The organism is Corynebacterium sp. LK2537 (assembly GCF_040946485.1).
In the GTDB taxonomy this organism is placed as follows: Bacteria; Actinomycetota; Actinomycetes; order Mycobacteriales; family Mycobacteriaceae; genus Corynebacterium.
Map to the genome: position 1 here is coordinate 147,363 of NZ_JAYWLQ010000005.1, position 15,635 is coordinate 162,997.

Consider the following 15,635-nt stretch of genomic DNA (forward strand, 5'->3'; position numbering starts at 1 on the left):
CAGCCCGACTTCTACTTTCCCAACGAAGGGTAAACCTATGAACAACTACACCACTTACGGCATCGTCGCCGGTGTTGTTTTGGCCTTCGCCATCATTCTGGGCAACCTGCCCCTGGTGCTGCTCGCGATCTTGTTCGGCGCCATCGGCGGCGTCATCGGCGCACACTTTGATGGCCGCATTAACCTGTCCGAAATCTGGTACAACATCATCGGCAAAGACAAGGGCCAAGGCTAATGACCGACACCCCGAACAACCCCACTGGGGCCGGGGCGGATAACGCTGGCGCGACGGATATCTCCATCCGCACTTTCGACAAGTTGGTCACGGCAGCCATCCGTTCCGTGCCCGGAACCTGCGACGTGGACTCGAAGCTCGCCGGTATCGCCGGCCGCGGCTTCCCGCGCGTGCAAACCCAGGTAGATTCCTACCGCCGCGTCCTCGCGGTGGAGGCTTCCATCGCGGTCACGTGGCCCGCGCCCGTAACCCAGGTGGCCGAGCAGGTTCGTGCCGCCATCGCGGAGGCCGCGCGCACCTACACGGACTACGAGACCACCCGGGTCAACGTCTCCGTGGGCACCGTGGTCCCGGGCGAGCGCATCGCGCCGACCAGCGTGGCCGCCCGCCCGCACGCCGCGGCGTTTAGCCCGCAGGTCAACCCGCACCGCATCTGGCAGCCGGAGACGGTACGCGGCATCGACAAGCTCGCGGAGATCCACTCCCCGGAGCCGGTCCGCCTGCGGTCCATCGACGCCGGCCGCGAGCCGGAGGTGCGTTCCGTGTCCGCGGACGCCTCCCCGTTCCGCCCGCGCCAGATTGCACAGCCGCGCGAGGCTCAGGTCACCAGCCCGGTGACCCCGGAGCCGGTTACCCCGCGCTCGGTGCAGTCCCCTGCCCCGGCACGCTTGCGCGTCCACGGCGAGGCCTTCGAGCACGAACCGCGCCCGGTGCGCACCGCGTCCAGCCAGCCGCTGCGCCGAATCGAGATCCGGCCCGCCAATCCGTCGCCGGCGCACGTCTACGCGCCCCGCCCGGAGCCGCTGCGCCAGATCGAGGTCACGCCGCTGCAGGTCCGCAGCCCCGAAATCGTCCCGTTCCATAAGCGCCAGAAGGCGCCTCAGCCGCAACCGCCGAAGGGAGGCTACGATGTCCGCTAATTCCGACAACCAGGAAATCGTCGGTCTGGGCCAGCAGCCCAAGGCCTCCCCCGCCGCGCGCGGCTGGGCCATCTTCCTGGGCCTGTTGTTGCTCGCGCTGGCCGTCATGGCCGGCCGGGAGACCTGGCTCGTGGCCACCGACGCCAACGCCAGCTCCTGGGTCACCCCGGTCACCGACCTGGTGGCGCGGGAGAACCTGGAGACCTGGATGATCTGGGCCGGCGTGGCCGCGGTCGTGGTGGGCCTTATCTTCCTCATCGTGGCCTTCAAGCCGCGCCGGAAGACCCACATGCGCCTCGAGTCCGAGCGGTCCTCGGTCTGGCTGCGCGCCGTGGACGTGGCCCGCCGCTCCAGCGCGGTGGCCCGCCAGGTCCCCGGCGTTGCGGCCGCCCGCACCCAGGCCACGGACAAGAACGTCAAGATCACCGTCAACGGCGACACCGAAGACCCGGCGCTGGCCCCGCGCGTGGAGGAAGCCGTCAGCCAAGCACTGCAGACGCTGGAGTCCACCCCGCGGGTCAGCGTGACCGTCGAGCCGGTCCAGGAGGTCGAAACCAATGTCTAGAGCACTAGCAACCGTTGACCGCCTGCTGTTCTTCCTGCTGGGCGTTATCCTCGTCGTGCTGGGCCTGTGGCCCATCCTGATGCACTTTGATGTCAGCTTCGCCAACCAGGCCGCCGAGTGGGTCAACCACGACGTCTGGGGCAGCCTCAGCGAACAGTCCTGGTGGGTCTACGTCTTGGCCGGCACGGCCGTCGTGGCCTTCATCCTGGGCCTGTGGATCATCGTGGCGAACTCGCGGCCGCACCGCTTCAACAAGCTGACCTCTTCGGCTTCCAACGACGAGGGCCAGGTGACCATGTCGATGAACCCGATTGCCGGGGGTATCGCCAGCGCCCTGGAAAACCTCGACGGCGTGGAGACCGTGGACCGGCGCGTGACCTACGACCGCAAGCGGCCGACCATCGCCTACACCGTCATCAGCAGCGCGGAAAAGCCCCTGGCGGACCTGCGCGCAGAGATCGAGCAGTGCGAGAGCGACTTCCGCCTGGCGTTCCCGGAGATGGACGTGGACACCACGTACAAGCTCCACTACTCCAAGCTGAAGGCGCGCTAGAAAGCCGCCGGGTCTAGGGCCGGCAAACTGGCCCTAGCACTCCGCGACGAGCACGTCCTCGATGGCGCCGAAGCGCGCCACCTCGCCGCCCGGCAGGCAGACAACCATCTGTCCGCCCGGGCGGCATTGTTCTATCTTCTCCCACTTCAGGCTCCGCTGCTGCAGGTCCCGGCGGCCGGCGGAATAGACCCGCAGACCGTGGCCGAGCACCAGCGTCTGGTCCTGGTCGGTCTTTATCACCCAGACGGTATCTCCCACCTCCCGGCGCCGCAGGGGCTTCTCCCGCGTGGCCGAGGCCAGCATCTCCTGCGCGTGGGCGATCTCTTCGTTCGCGACGCGCTGGAGGGACTCGCACACGCCCAGGCGGTGCTCTATCCCGTCCGCGTCCGCCACCACCAGCGGGCGCGCCGGCCCGGTCGGGCGCAGGCGCGAATAGTCCCAGACCACCGGCTGCAGGGCGCGGACCTGCCCGCCGTCTTCCCGGAAGGAGCGCACGACAATTCGTTCCGGATAGACCATCACGCGCGCGGTAGGCGCTTGCGTGGTCACCAGCCAGCTGCCCTGGGCCACCCCGCCCTCGGTAGGCAGCAGCGCCGGGCGCTCCCGCGCCATCTGCTCCAGAGCGGCGACCAGGTCCGCATCCGCAGTACCCCAGCCAATCCCCCGTTCTGCCAGCTGCGCGAAGATAGTGGCCAGGGACTCCTCCGGCCGGCCCTCCCAGGCCTCCTGGAGGGCGGCTAGCGTCTTTTCAATACGGGTTGGATCATGCACCCGTCCAACTCTATTACACCGCGCCTGGGAGCCTCCCCGCCCACCCTGAGCGGCGGCGCGCCACAGCCTGAAGACGCGAAAAAGCCGCCTCCCCTTTAGGGGAAGCGGCTTAATCTATTACGCCTTAGCGCGGCCCGTTAGGGGTATCGATTACTCGACAACCTTGGTAACGCGGCCAGCGCCGACGGTGCGGGAGCCCTCGCGGATAGCGAAGCGCAGGCCCTCGTCCATAGCGACCGGCTGGATCAGCTCAACGCTCATCTCAACGTTGTCGCCCGGCATAACCATCTCGGTGCCTTCCGGCAGCTTGATGACGCCGGTAACGTCGGTGGTGCGGAAGTAGAACTGCGGACGGTAGTTGTCCATGAACGGGGTGTGGCGGCCGCCCTCTTCCTTCTTCAGGACGTAGACGGAACCCTCGAACTTGGTGTGCGGGGTGTAAGCGCCCGGTTTGATGACAACCTGGCCACGCTCGACCTCTTCGCGCTTGGTACCACGCAGCAGCAGACCACAGTTGTCGCCAGCCTCGGTGTAGTCCATCATCTTGCGGAACATCTCGATACCGGTGACGGTGGTGGACATGGACTTGTCCTTGATACCGATGATCTCGACGTCCTCGTTGACCTCGAGACGGCCACGCTCAACACGGCCGGTCACGACGGTGCCGCGGCCGGTAATGGTGAAGATGTCCTCGATCGGCATCAGGAACGGCTTGTCGGTCTCGCGCTCCGGATCCGGGATGGACTCGTCGCAGGCATCCATCAGTTCAACGATGGACTTAACCCACTTCTCGTCGCCCTCGAGAGCCTTCAGAGCGGAGATGTGAACGATCGGAGCTTCCTCGTCGAAGTCCTGCTCGCCCAGCAGCTCGCGGATCTCCATCTCGACCAGCTCGATGATTTCCTCATCATCGACCATGTCGCACTTGTTCAGTGCAACGAGGATGTACGGAACGCCAACCTGGCGAGCCAGCAGAACGTGCTCGCGGGTCTGCGGCATCGGGCCGTCGGTAGCGGCGACGACCAGGATAGCACCGTCCATCTGAGCAGCGCCGGTAATCATGTTCTTGATGTAGTCGGCGTGGCCCGGGGCGTCCACGTGTGCGTAGTGGCGCTTCGGGGTGGAGTACTCAACGTGGGAGATGTTGATGGTAATACCGCGCTCCTTCTCCTCCGGAGCCTTATCGATCATGTCGAAAGCGAAAGCGGTGTTCTCTTCCGGGTACTCGTCAGCCAGCACCTTGGTGATCGCTGCGGTAGTGGTGGTCTTGCCGTGGTCGACGTGTCCGATGGTGCCGATGTTAACGTGCGGCTTCGAACGCTCGAACTTCTCCTTTGCCACTGTATGTCCTCCTGGACTATATGGTGGCTACGACCTTCGCAGCCACGTGGTTGACAGTTGCCATAGGCACGTGGGTTGTTACCGCGTGCTTATGACGCTTTCTTTACGTGCCAGTTACACGATCCTAGATTTATGCCGCGGATATTTCAAACTGCCCTCGCGGGAAGTCTGTCCGCGGAAGTTAGTGCGGACGTTATCTCTCGACAAGAATCTTTGCGGATCCTAGGTGAGCGGTAACGGCCGGCTCAGCCTGCAATATCGCGATGTTAACACTGCGATTCTACGAGGCTCAGCCCGACCGCTACCGGCCCGACCTAGTTCCTAGGAAGGGTCTGGCATTCCCTAGCGCAGAATACCAAACGCGCAAGCTTCCTAGGTTCTCGGGGTCGCTAAAACCCCAAGTGGTTGCCGGGGTGGGTACTACCCCTAGCTGGCGTTGCCGGTGCGCTCAGCGATGATCTCCTGGGCCACACTGGAGGGAACCTCAGCGTAGGAGTCGAAGACCATGGTGAAGTTCGCACGGCCGGCGGTCGAGGAACGCAGGTCGCCGATGTAGCCGAACATCTCGGACAGCGGGACCTTGGCCTTGACGACCTTGGCGCCAGCGCGGTCTTCCATAGCGAAGACCTGGCCACGGCGGGAGCTGATGTCACCGTTAACGGTGCCCATGTATTCCTCCGGGGTGACGACCTCGACGGCCATCAGCGGCTCGAGCAGGGTCGGCTTTGCCTTGGCGACAGCTTCCTTCAGGACCTGGGAGCCGGCCAGCTTGAAGGCCATCTCCGAGGAGTCGACGTCGTGGTAAGCGCCGTCTTCCAGGGTGGCCTTGATGTTGACCAGCGGGAAGCCTGCCAGGTAGCCGTACTGCATGGCGTCCTGGATACCAGCGTCGACGGACGGGATGTACTCCTTCGGAACGCGGCCACCGGTGACCTCGTTGACGAACTTGTACTGCGGGTTCTCGCCCTCTTCCAGGGTCTCCGGATCCGGGTTGTACGGCTCGATGGAGACGATGACCTTTGCGAACTGGCCGGAACCACCGGTCTGCTTCTTGTGGGTGTAGTCCAGGGACTTCACCGGCTTCTTAATGGTCTCGCGGTAAGCAACCTGCGGGTTACCAATGTTGGCCTCGACCTTGAACTCGCGCTTCATGCGGTCGACCAGGACGTCCAGGTGGAGCTCGCCCATGCCGCCGATGACGGTCTGGCCGGTCTCTTCGTCCAGCTCGACGGTGAAGGTCGGGTCCTCGTCCGCCAGCTTCTGGATGGCGGTACCCAGCTTCTCCTGGTCGGCCTTGGTCTTCGGCTCGATGGAGACCTTGATAACCGGGTCCGGGAAGTCCATGGACTCCAGGATGATCGGGGCATCCTTGGCGCAGAGGGTGTCACCGGTGGTGATGTCCTTCAGGCCAATGATGGCGTAGATGTTGCCGGCCACGGCCTCATCCACCGGGTTCTCCTTGTTGGCGTGCATCTGGAAGATCTTGCCGATGCGCTCCTTCTTGCCCTTGGTGGAGTTGATAACCTCGTCACCGGGCTGCACGCGGCCGGAGTAGACGCGCACGAAGGTCAGCTGACCGAAGAACGGGTGAGCAGCGATCTTGAAGGCCAGACCGGAGAACGGCTCGTCCTTGGACGGCTTACGGGTCATGTCCTCGTCTTCGTTGCCCACAGCGTGGCCGTGCACCTCGCCGACGTCCATCGGGGTCGGCAGGTAGTCGACGACGGCGTCCAGCAGCGGCTGGACACCCTTGTTGCGGTAAGCGGTACCACACAGGACCGGGTAGATCTCGGAGTTGATGGTCAGCTTGCGGATGCCGGCCTTGAGCTCCTCGATGGTCAGCTCTTCGCCGCCGAAGTACTTCTCCATCAGCTCTTCGTCGGACTCGGCGACAGCCTCAACCAGCTTCTCGCGGTACTCGGCGGCCTTGTCCTTGAGGTCCTCCGGGATCTCCTCGATGGTCGGCTCAGCACCGGTCTCGACCTTGCCGCGCCAGGTGATGGCCTTCATCTCGAGCAGGTCGACGACGCCGTCGAAGTCATCCTCAGCGCCGATCGGCAGCTGCATAACCAACGGCTTAGCGCCCAGGCGGTCGATGATGGTCTGCACGGTGAAGTAGAAGTCAGCGCCCAGCTTGTCCATCTTGTTGACAAAGCAGATACGCGGAACGTCGTACTTAGCAGCCTGACGCCACACCTGCTCGGACTGGGGCTCGACACCTTCCTTACCGTCGAAGACGGCGACGGCACCGTCCAGAACACGCAGGGAGCGCTCCACCTCAACGGTGAAGTCCACGTGGCCCGGGGTGTCGATGATGTTGATCTGGTTGCCTTCCCAGAAACAGGTCACGGCGGCGGACGTAATGGTGATGCCGCGCTCCTTCTCCTGCTCCATCCAGTCAGTCGTGGAGGCACCATCGTGGGTCTCGCCTACCTTGCGGTTAATACCGGTGTAGAACAAGATACGTTCGGTCGTGGTGGTCTTACCAGCATCGATGTGGGCCATGATGCCGATATTGCGGACCTTCTTCAGATCCTTAAGCACTTCTTGTGCCACAGTCTTTACCCCAACTCATAGTCGTTAAACGGATAGTTCTCGGTCAATTGTGCCACTATTAAGCCGCTTTAGCAGCACATGGGCGCCTAAAACACCCAAAGTGGCCTGCTAGACAAATGCCCGAGCAACGATTATCAAGTTATGGGCGCCGTGCGACGGCGCGAAAACTAGGTTGTCGTTACTCGGGCATATGTGTGCAGTCTGCTGGAAATTACCAGCGGTAGTGGGCGAAGGCGCGGTTGGCCTCGGCCATCTTGTGGGTGTCTTCGCGACGCTTCACGGAAGCACCCAGACCATTGGAGGCGTCCAGGATCTCATTGGCCAGACGCTCAATCATGGTGTTCTCACGACGCTGGCGGGTGAAGGTCACCAGCCAACGCAGGGCCAGGGTGTTGGCGCGGCCCGGACGGACCTCCACCGGCACCTGGTAGGTAGCGCCACCGACACGGCGGGAGCGAACCTCAAGATCCGGGCGGATGTTGCCCAGAGCCTTTTCCAGCGTGTCAACCGGCTCGGTACCGGTCTTCTCGCGGCACATTTCCAGCGCACCGTAGACGATACGCTCTGCGGTCGACTTCTTACCGTCCTTAAGGACCTTGTTGACCAGCTGAGTAACCTGCTCAGACTGGTAAACGGGATCCTTTACAACCGGACGCTTCGGAGCAGCATTCTTACGCATTTTTTATTACTGTCCCTTCTTCGCGCCGTAACGGGAACGAGCTTGCTTGCGGTCCTTGACGCCCTGGGTATCCAGCGCGCCACGGATGATCTTGTAACGGACACCCGGAAGGTCCTTCACACGACCACCGCGCACCAGCACCATGGAGTGCTCCTGCAGGTTGTGGCCCTCACCCGGGATGTAGGCGGAAACCTCGATGCCGGAGGTCAGACGAACACGGGCGACCTTACGCAGTGCCGAGTTCGGCTTCTTCGGCGTGGTGGTGTACACGCGGGTGCACACGCCACGACGCTGCGGGGAGCCCTTCAGCGCAGCGGTGGACACCTCGCTGCGCTTGCTGTGGCGGCCCTTGCGGACCAGCTGTTGAATAGTTGGCATATTTTCAGTCTTTCTGTTGACTTCTACGTCCGGCCGCCGGATAAGAGGACTAAACATGCAAAAATGAGGGCTCTTTTCCGGGGCCCTGCCGCACGTCCAGAACCTTTACCCTAGCCGCGGCCAGTTTAAGGATCAGACTTCTTCGCCGCACATATACGACGAGACCTTTGGTACTTTACCGGATAACACCCCGAAGAGAAAAATCACCGCCGGGCCGAAGCTCTGCCGCACTGAAACGCCGCCGATCCGAAACCCTAGTGACAAAGTCCACGGAACTTTCCCCTCCCCGCCGAAGGGGTAGGCCGAACGGCGGACTGGGGCGGATGTCACGGCCACTACATGGCCTCCGGTTCGCGCAGCGAACTCTGGACCCAAACCACAACATGTTGGAGTCGTGATCTATCACACCGGAATATATGGAGTTTCGGCTAACTCACACCGCCGAAATTACAGCTATGTTGTCCATCGAAAGCGCTTTTAATTGGCCCACCCCGGGCACGCGGCACCGGCCCTGCCGCGACGACTTCACCGCTTCTCCTAACCGAAAGGACACCCATGGCTTCCCAGCACCCCGCACGGCACACGAGCATCGACGTGCAGTCCACCCTGGACGAGTACCTCGAGCGCGCCGACTGGCGCATCCACGCCAACGCCAACCAGGACTACTCCCTGGGCGGGATGGTGCTCAACACCTCCGGCAAGGTCACCGCTAACTACTGGCTCAACCACGTCTTCTCCTCCGCGGCCGGTCAAGCGCACCGGGACGGCGATCTCCACATCCACGACCTGGACATGCTCTCCGGCTACTGCGCCGGCTGGTCGCTGCGCCAGCTGCTAGAGGAAGGCTTTGGCGGCGTGCCCGCCACGGTCAGCTCCGCCCCGCCCAAGCACCTGTCTGCCGCGTGCGGCCAGGCCGTCAACTTCCTGGGCACGTTGCAGAACGAATGGGCGGGCGCGCAGGCCTTCTCCAGCTTTGACACCTACATGGCCCCCTTCGTGCGTCTGGACAACTTGAGTTACGAGCAGGTGAAGCAGACCCTGCAGGAGTTCGTCTTCAACCTCAACGTTCCCTCGCGCTGGGGCACGCAGACGCCCTTTACCAACCTCACCTTCGACTGGACCTGCCCGGCCGACCTGGCGGATATCACCCCGCTCATCGGCGGCGAGCCCGTCGACTTCCGCTACGGGGACCTGCAGGCGGAGATGGACCTTATCAACCGCGCCTTCCTGGAGGTCATGTCCGCCGGGGACGCCGACGGCCGGCCGTTTACCTTCCCCATCCCTACCTACAACATCACCGAGGACTTCGACTGGGACAGCCCGAACGCCCAGGCCCTGTTCACCATGACCGCGCGCTACGGGCTGCCCTATTTCCAGAACTTCCTCAACTCGGATCTGGATCCCGGCATGGTGCGCTCCATGTGCTGCCGGCTGCAGCTCGACCTGACGGAGCTGCTCAAGCGCGGCAACGGCCTGTTCGGCTCGGCGGAACTGACCGGCTCCATCGGGGTGGTCACCCTCAACTGCGCGCGGCTGGGCTACCTCTACCGCGGCGACGAGGAGGCGCTGCTGGCCCGCGTGACCGAGCTGGTCGACCTCGCCGTGGATACCCTGGAACGCCGCCGCGCCTTCGTCCAGGAAAACCTGGACCGCGGCCTCTACCCTTACACGCGGCGCTGGCTGCCCAGCCTGGACAACCACTTCTCCACCATCGGCGTCAACGGCTGCAACGAGATGATCCGCAACTTCACCCAGGACGCCTACGACCTCACCGATCCGCAGGGCCACGACCAGGTCGCGCGCCTGCTGGACCACGTCAACGCCCTGCTGACCCGGGCCCAGGAGCGCACCGGGCACCTCTACAACCTGGAGGCCTCCCCGGCCGAGGGCGCCACCTACCGCTTTGCCCGTGAGGACAAGGAGCGCTTCCCGGGCATCCTGCAGGCCGGCACCGCGGCGCAGCCCTACTACACCAACTCCTCCCAGCTGCCGGTGGCGCATACCCCGGATCCCTTCGCCGCCCTGGCCGCCCAGGAGGATCTGCAGTCCAAGTACACCGGCGGTACCGTCCTGCACCTGTACATGGGCTCGGCCATGTCCTCCGGCGCCGCCTGCGCCAAGCTGGTCAAGCGGGCGCTGAGCACCTTCCGTCTGCCGTACATCACCATCACGCCGACGTTTTCCATCTGCGCCTCGCACGGCTATATCTCCGGCGAGCACCCACAGTGCCCGGAGTGCGGCGAGGCTACGGAGATGTGGACCCGCGTGATGGGCTATTTCCGGCCCGTGTCCAGCTTCAACACCGGCAAGCAGGGCGAGTTCCACGAGCGCGAGTACTTCGCGGAGTCTTATGTCGGCCAAGGCAATTAATCCCCCGGGCGCCTCCGCCGGGCCGGCCAACCCCTCGCTGCCCGTCGCGGGGGTCATCCCCTTTTCCACCTGTGACTGGCCGGGCAAGCTTACGATCACGGCCTTCGTGCAGGGCTGCCCGCTGCGCTGCCGCTACTGCCACAACCCGGCGCTCCAGCCGCTCGGCGGCAGCGGCGGCGACCAGGGCTTCGAGGAGGTGCTCGACCTCCTGCACGCGCGCAGGGGGCTTATCGATGCCCTGGTCATCTCCGGCGGGGAGCCGCTGGCCGTACCGGGGCTGGCCGATGCCATCCGCCGCACCCACGCCGCCGGTTTCCCGGTGGGGCTGCACACCAGTGGCTATAGCCCGGCGCGGCTGCGGCGCCTGCTGGCGGATCCGGACACCCGGCCGGACTGGATAGGCCTGGACGTCAAGGGCCTGCCCGGGGACTTGCCCGCCGTGGCCGGGGTAACACCCGCGGTAGCTCACCGGATGTGGCAGAGCCTGGATATCGCCGCGGACGCCGCCCACGCCCACGGCATGGGGCTGCAGCTGCGCACCACCTCCTGGCCCGGCTCCGCGGTAGAAGGCCATCTGCCGGAGCTTAAGGCCGCGGCGCGGGCGCGGGGAAGCGAGCTGGTGGTCCAGGCCGCCCGCGGCTGCGATGCCGAGGGCTATTACCGCGGTTAGGCGGCTAGCGCGGCGGGCTTTCTGCCTCCGCTAGTCTTGCGCCGGGGTCCAGTCCCAGTGGACGTCGAATTCGATTCCGGCGGCCTCGAGTTCTGCGAAGTGTTCCTTTTCTTGGTCCTCCCAGACCTCGAACCACTCGGCGTAATACGGATCGCGGCCCAGCGCGCGCTCTTTGCGCTCTTCGCGCGGCCCGGTGACCCAGACCGCCACGACGCTGCCGCGCTCGCGGGCGGTGGCCAGGGATTCCGGGGTTACCGAGCCCACGCCCTCGACGATGAGGTCGTCGCGTGCGTCTAGGCTCATCCATTCGCCGGGGGCGTTGGCTTCCCAGTCCCAGCGCCAGTAGCCGGGGTTCATCTGGCGCAGGACGTGCTCGTAGACCATCTCCGAACCACGGTCCAGGCCGTGCCAGCCCGGGTAGAACTCGTCCAGGTGTACGACCTGGCAGTTATCGCGCTCGGCCAGGCGGGCCGACAGCCAGGTCTTTCCCGCCCCCGACGGGCCGTCGATGAGCACGGTGACGGGCTTCATCGGCCGCTTGGTCTCAGCGGCGAGCTGCAAAACCCGCGCGACCACGTGGGCCTGCTGCCGGTCGATGCTCAAGTGTTTTAGCGCCGCCGCGGACGGGAAGGGCTCGTCCACGACGCCACTAGCAGGTTGCTCGGGCTGGTCAGAGGGCATAGAAGCTATCACAATCCAAAAAATCGCCAAGAGTTCGTGATTACCGAAACTACCACCGGGACGGCCGCGAGTACTACGGCACCGGCCATGACCAGCCAGTCTTGGGTGCGCAGGCGGGATTCGCGGGCCCAGGTCCGGCTCCTGCCGTGCGGCGGGGTGCGGCCGAAACCGCGGGCCTCCATCGCCGTGGCGAGCTTGCCGCCGCGCCGCAGGGCCACGACCAGCAGGCCGAAGGACATCGAGGCCATGTGCGCAATCCGGCCGCGGTCGGTCAGCCCCCGAGCCCGGCGGGCCCGTTCCATGGACGCCCAGTCGTCTTTGAAGAGGGTGGCCATGCGCACGCCGGCCACCGCGCCGATGACAAAGCGCGCGGGCAGCCGCAGCACCTGGGCCAGGCCGTCGCCCAGCTCCGTCGGGTCGATGTCGCGGGCCAGCACCACCACGGGCAGGGCCACGGCCAGGACACGGATCATCACCGCGATGGCCAGCTCGACCGAGTTCTCCGTGACCACCGCCAGCCAGACGGAGAAGTACTCCTTCCCGCCCGGCCGGCCGTAGAGCAGCATGGAGATGCCCGACAGCGGGGCGATAATCAGCAGGGGCCAGGCCAGCCGGATCAGCCGGGGCCAGGGCACCCCGCACAGCGGGGCGAGCAGCACCGTCAGGCCCAGGGAGACGGTCGCGCTGACCCAGTCCAGGCTGAGCAGCAGCGGCGTGGTGATGATGACCATCAGCGCCAGCCGGGTCACCGGGTTGACAGTCGCCAGGATATTAGGCATTCCGCCCCTCCCCTCGCCGGCGGCCGCGGGCGCGACTGGCTGGCACGCTGGGCGCGGCCTCGGGGGCCGTGACGCGGATGCGGGCATCGCCCAGCGCCGCGATGAACATCTCGTCGTGGGTGATGGAGGCGATCGTGGTGCCGGCGTCGACGAGCTCGCGCAGCATGACGACTAGCTCGGCGAAGGTAGACGGATCCTGGCCGAAGGTGGGTTCGTCGAGGAGGACCACCGCCGGCGCGGTCACCAGGGCGGTGGCCACGGACAGGCGGCGCTTCTCCCCGCCGGAGAGCGTGAACGGGTTGGCCTCCAGCAGGTGCCCGAGCCGGAGGCGCTCCACCAGCTCGTCGATGCGCGCGGTCGGCACCTCCTCGCCCATCACCGTTGGGCCCACGCGCAGCTCCTCGGCCACGCTGCGGGCCACGAATTGGTGTTCCGGGTTCTGGAAGACGTAGCCAATGCGGTGCGCCAGCTGCCGCGACTTCCACTTGCGCGGGGTGGGCGGCAGCCCGCGGGCGACCACCTCCGACATGCCGATCTGGCCGCTGACCGGGGCGAGCAGGCCGGCCATGGTCATCAGCCAGGTGGTCTTGCCGGAGCCGTTCGGCCCGGTAATCACGGTGGAGGCCCCGGCCGGGATCTCGTAGCTGCGCGGCGGGCCGAAGCGGGTGACCAGCTCGCGCGAGAACATCGCGGCCGGCGCGTGCGGGGCAACCGGCCGGGCTTCCGGCAGACCAGTCACCGCCCGGGCGGCAGCCACGTCCGCGACGGTGGAATCCGCGCTCACGCGCCCGTCGCTGAGCATAATCGCGCGGTCCAGCAGGTCTTCCCAGCCGGAGTAGTTGTGCTCAACCACGACGAGCGTCGCGCCGGTGGCCTCGACGGTCTCGCGCACCGCGGCGATGACGTCCCGGGCACCCTGCGGGTCCAGGTTGGCCGTGGGCTCGTCGAGCAGGATGAGACCCGCGCCCATGGCAATGATCCCGGCCAGCGCCAGGCGCTGCTTCTGCCCGCCGGACAGGCGCTGCGTCGGGTGGTCCAGGCCGACGTCCAGGCCCACCACGTCCAAGGCGTGGCGCACCCGGCGCCAGATCTCTTCCCTTTCCACGCCGAGGTTCTCGCACCCGAAGGCGACGTCATCGCCCACGCGGGAGGCGATCACCTGCGCGTCCGGGTCCTGGAGCACCAGCCCCACCGGGACGGTGCGCCCGGGCGCCTCGCGGTGGCCGGCGGCGTCGTAGAGCGTCAGCTCGCCGGTCTGCTCGCCCTCGTCATCGCCGCCCAGCACGCCCGCGAAGGCGGCCAGCAGCGTCGACTTGCCGGAGCCGGAGTCCCCGCACAGCAGGACCCGCTCGCCCGGTGCGATATCGAGCTCAATATCTTTGAGCGCCGCCCGGTTGCGCCCGGCGTGCTGCCAGCCAAAGCCCCGGGCCGCAAGTCCCGTCGGGTGGCTGGCAGCGAGACTAGGCACGGGCTTCCCGGCCTACCGCAAACCGGTCCAGGGCGCCGGTGCGCGCCAGGGCGCGGACCAGGTAGTAGCCGAGCACGCCGGCCAGGATGGCGCCGGAGATCATCAGGCAGGACAGGTAGATGAGGTTGAATTCCAGCGACTTGGCCAGGTTGGCGGACGTGAACAGCTCCAGGATGAACGCGCCGATTCCCGCGCCGATGCCGGACAGCGCCGCCACCGGCAGCTTGAAGTTCCGGTAGGCGAAGATCGCCAAGACGATCTCGACGCCCAGGCCCTGGGCCAGGCCGGAGTAGAGCGTCTCGATGCCCCACTGGCTGCCCAGCGCCGCGGAGACCGAGGCCGCCAGGACCTCGACGAAGATGGCCGCGCCCGGCTTGCGAATCACCAAGCCGCCAATGACGCCGCCCAGCAGCCAGATACCGGTGGCCAGTCCCCCGAACCCCGGTGTGAGGCTATCCATGGCCATGAACCACGCGTACCCCACGGTGTTCCACAGCAAGAAAATCAGACCGCAGGCCACACCCAAGATGGATGCAACCACGATGTCTACAACACGCCAATGAAGCCTATTCGGCATTTTTCCTCCCTCGCGCCGGCATTACCCGGATCAGGTTCTACGGTTCGGCCCCAAGGCCATCTCAGCCGCTGGACATTGCCTCCAGCAGCTCCCGCGTTTGTTTAGTTGTACAGGCGTTTAGCATAGCAAGCCCCTGCGCACGACAAAATCACCTGCACGGGCGGGGGTAGAGACCCCGACCCCTGACATTTGTCATGCCTATGTCTGGATCTTTGGCCTACGCACCCCTTGTCCTTCTCGCCGATACTCGGGGCATGCACGCGAGCACGAACAACAAGCCCACCCCAGCTATTGAGATTCAGCACCTGACTAAAGCCTTTGGGCGCGGCAAGAAGCGGGTCAACGCCATCCGGGACCTTGACCTAACCATCCCCGCTGGGGAAGTTGTGGCCTTGGTAGGCGCCAATGGCGCGGGCAAGACAACGCTTTTCGACATGGTGCTAGGACTGACGGAACCAACCAGCGGCGCCATCGAACTCTTCGGCGGGCCGCCCGCCCGGGCCGCGAAGACGTCCCGCGTGGGCGCGGTGCTGCAATCCGGCGGGCTTCTCCCCGACATCACGGTCGAGGAGACCGTACGCGCTATAGCCGGGCTGCACCCGCGGTCCGCTCCACTAGATGAGGTCGAGCGCGAAGTCATGGAGGAGACCCGGCTGACTGAGATCCAGGACCGTAAGGTCCGGTTGTGCTCCGGCGGGGAGCAGCAGCGCGTGCGTTTCACGCTGGCCATCCTGCCCCGCCCCGACCTCCTCATCCTGGACGAGCCGACCACCGGTATGGACATCTACGCCCGCCACGAATTCTGGCACACCTTGCGCCACCAGGCACGAGAAGGCCAAACCATCATTTTCGCCACCCACTACCTCGAGGAGGCCCAGCGCTACGCCGACCGGGTGGTCATCCTCCAGGACGGCCGAGTCACCGCCAACGGCACCGTCGCGGAAGTCCAAGGCGGCTACCCGAGCCTCGACGAGGCGGTACTGCGCTACATCGCCCCGGATTTCACCGCCGACCTCAACGCCGGTCTGCGGCCGGAGGAAACCAACGCGAAGAACTCCGAAGTCACGGCCTGGCCTACGCGACGGGCCTAGA

16 protein-coding genes and 1 riboswitch are annotated in these 15,635 nt (G+C 65.6%); of the genes, 7 read left to right on the top strand and 9 right to left on the bottom strand.

Features of this window, described 5'->3' with window-relative positions:
• The first annotated feature begins 37 nt into the window (after positions 1–37).
• Genes VVS03_RS08300 through amaP form a run of 4 tightly spaced genes read left to right on the top strand, consistent with a single transcriptional unit; the run spans position 38 to position 2,273 of the window.
• Positions 38–235, top strand: a complete 198-nt coding sequence (locus VVS03_RS08300) for a hypothetical protein (RefSeq protein ID WP_368520776.1) — start codon at positions 38–40, stop codon at positions 233–235.
• Entirely contained in the window at positions 235–1,155 is a 921-nt protein-coding gene (locus VVS03_RS08305; protein WP_368534256.1) for an Asp23/Gls24 family envelope stress response protein, read from the top strand. Before VVS03_RS08300 ends, VVS03_RS08305 begins: the two co-directional genes overlap by 1 nt.
• Positions 1,145–1,720 (top strand): DUF6286 domain-containing protein, encoded by a 576-nt coding sequence (locus VVS03_RS08310; protein WP_368520774.1) that lies wholly within the window; start codon positions 1,145–1,147, stop codon positions 1,718–1,720. Before VVS03_RS08305 ends, VVS03_RS08310 begins: the two co-directional genes overlap by 11 nt.
• Positions 1,713–2,273 carry an alkaline shock response membrane anchor protein AmaP gene (amaP, locus tag VVS03_RS08315; protein ID WP_368520773.1) on the top strand — a complete coding sequence of 187 codons (561 nt, stop codon included), beginning with the start codon at positions 1,713–1,715 and terminating at the stop codon, positions 2,271–2,273. Before VVS03_RS08310 ends, amaP begins: the two co-directional genes overlap by 8 nt.
• Before the next feature lie 33 nt (positions 2,274–2,306).
• Here amaP and VVS03_RS08320 read toward each other — a convergent pair whose 3' ends face one another.
• From VVS03_RS08320 to rpsL, 5 genes are all read right to left on the bottom strand, one after another.
• Positions 2,307–3,044, bottom strand: coding sequence for a hypothetical protein (locus tag VVS03_RS08320; RefSeq protein WP_368534255.1), 738 nt, complete (start codon positions 3,042–3,044; stop codon positions 2,307–2,309).
• A 150-nt stretch (positions 3,045–3,194) separates the two neighbouring features.
• A complete protein-coding gene (gene tuf / locus VVS03_RS08325) occupies positions 3,195–4,385 on the bottom strand; it encodes an elongation factor Tu (protein WP_368521361.1) in 1,191 nt (396 codons plus the stop codon).
• Between the two features lie 426 nt (positions 4,386–4,811).
• Positions 4,812–6,941, bottom strand: a complete 2,130-nt coding sequence (gene fusA / locus VVS03_RS08330) for an elongation factor G (protein WP_368520770.1) — start codon at positions 6,939–6,941, stop codon at positions 4,812–4,814.
• Between the two features lie 211 nt (positions 6,942–7,152).
• The gene (gene rpsG / locus VVS03_RS08335) at positions 7,153–7,620 is read right to left on the bottom strand and encodes a 30S ribosomal protein S7 (protein WP_070768185.1); all 468 of its coding nucleotides are present in this window, start codon (positions 7,618–7,620) and stop codon (positions 7,153–7,155) included.
• 6 nt (positions 7,621–7,626) lie between these two features.
• Positions 7,627–7,998 carry a 30S ribosomal protein S12 gene (gene rpsL, locus VVS03_RS08340; protein WP_290224662.1) on the bottom strand — a complete coding sequence of 124 codons (372 nt, stop codon included), beginning with the start codon at positions 7,996–7,998 and terminating at the stop codon, positions 7,627–7,629.
• A 555-nt stretch (positions 7,999–8,553) separates the two neighbouring features.
• Between rpsL and VVS03_RS08345 the strand changes: the two genes are divergently transcribed.
• Positions 8,554–10,368, top strand: coding sequence for a ribonucleoside triphosphate reductase (locus tag VVS03_RS08345; RefSeq protein ID WP_368534254.1), 1,815 nt, complete (start codon positions 8,554–8,556; stop codon positions 10,366–10,368).
• Entirely contained in the window at positions 10,349–11,038 is a 690-nt protein-coding gene (locus VVS03_RS08350; RefSeq protein WP_368520768.1) for an anaerobic ribonucleoside-triphosphate reductase activating protein, read from the top strand. Before VVS03_RS08345 ends, VVS03_RS08350 begins: the two co-directional genes overlap by 20 nt.
• Before the next feature lie 30 nt (positions 11,039–11,068).
• On the opposite strand, the gene VVS03_RS08355 is transcribed toward VVS03_RS08350, so the two are convergent.
• From VVS03_RS08355 to VVS03_RS08370, 4 genes are all read right to left on the bottom strand, one after another.
• Positions 11,069–11,719 (bottom strand): hypothetical protein, encoded by a 651-nt coding sequence (locus VVS03_RS08355; protein WP_368520767.1) that lies wholly within the window; start codon positions 11,717–11,719, stop codon positions 11,069–11,071.
• 8 nt (positions 11,720–11,727) lie between these two features.
• Positions 11,728–12,498 (bottom strand): energy-coupling factor transporter transmembrane protein EcfT, encoded by a 771-nt coding sequence (locus VVS03_RS08360; protein ID WP_368520766.1) that lies wholly within the window; start codon positions 12,496–12,498, stop codon positions 11,728–11,730.
• Positions 12,491–13,966 (bottom strand): ABC transporter ATP-binding protein, encoded by a 1,476-nt coding sequence (locus VVS03_RS08365; protein ID WP_368520765.1) that lies wholly within the window; start codon positions 13,964–13,966, stop codon positions 12,491–12,493. Before VVS03_RS08365 ends, VVS03_RS08360 begins: the two co-directional genes overlap by 8 nt.
• Positions 13,959–14,543, bottom strand: coding sequence for an ECF transporter S component (locus VVS03_RS08370; RefSeq protein WP_368520764.1), 585 nt, complete (start codon positions 14,541–14,543; stop codon positions 13,959–13,961). Before VVS03_RS08370 ends, VVS03_RS08365 begins: the two co-directional genes overlap by 8 nt.
• A riboswitch (TPP riboswitch) is annotated at positions 14,533–14,648 on the bottom strand. Its footprint overlaps the gene before it by 11 nt.
• A 149-nt stretch (positions 14,649–14,797) precedes the next feature.
• On the opposite strand from VVS03_RS08370, the gene VVS03_RS08375 reads away from it, so the two are divergent.
• The gene (locus tag VVS03_RS08375) at positions 14,798–15,634 is read left to right on the top strand and encodes an ABC transporter ATP-binding protein (RefSeq protein WP_368520763.1); all 837 of its coding nucleotides are present in this window, start codon (positions 14,798–14,800) and stop codon (positions 15,632–15,634) included.
• Position 15,635: the final 1 nt, after the last annotated feature.

Coding starts and splice junctions, on each gene's coding strand:
- VVS03_RS08360 (WP_368520766.1), bottom strand. CDS start 12,498: ATGCCTAATATCCTGGCGACTGTCAACCCGGTGACCCGGCTGGCGCTG.
- rpsG (WP_070768185.1), bottom strand. CDS start 7,620: ATGCGTAAGAATGCTGCTCCGAAGCGTCCGGTTGTAAAGGATCCCGTT.
- VVS03_RS08350 (WP_368520768.1), top strand. CDS start 10,349: ATGTCGGCCAAGGCAATTAATCCCCCGGGCGCCTCCGCCGGGCCGGCC.
- amaP (WP_368520773.1), top strand. CDS start 1,713: ATGTCTAGAGCACTAGCAACCGTTGACCGCCTGCTGTTCTTCCTGCTG.
- VVS03_RS08300 (WP_368520776.1), top strand. CDS start 38: ATGAACAACTACACCACTTACGGCATCGTCGCCGGTGTTGTTTTGGCC.
- VVS03_RS08355 (WP_368520767.1), bottom strand. CDS start 11,719: ATGCCCTCTGACCAGCCCGAGCAACCTGCTAGTGGCGTCGTGGACGAG.
- VVS03_RS08310 (WP_368520774.1), top strand. CDS start 1,145: ATGTCCGCTAATTCCGACAACCAGGAAATCGTCGGTCTGGGCCAGCAG.
- VVS03_RS08305 (WP_368534256.1), top strand. CDS start 235: ATGACCGACACCCCGAACAACCCCACTGGGGCCGGGGCGGATAACGCT.
- VVS03_RS08375 (WP_368520763.1), top strand. CDS start 14,798: ATGCACGCGAGCACGAACAACAAGCCCACCCCAGCTATTGAGATTCAG.
- VVS03_RS08345 (WP_368534254.1), top strand. CDS start 8,554: ATGGCTTCCCAGCACCCCGCACGGCACACGAGCATCGACGTGCAGTCC.
- VVS03_RS08370 (WP_368520764.1), bottom strand. CDS start 14,543: ATGCCGAATAGGCTTCATTGGCGTGTTGTAGACATCGTGGTTGCATCC.
- rpsL (WP_290224662.1), bottom strand. CDS start 7,998: ATGCCAACTATTCAACAGCTGGTCCGCAAGGGCCGCCACAGCAAGCGC.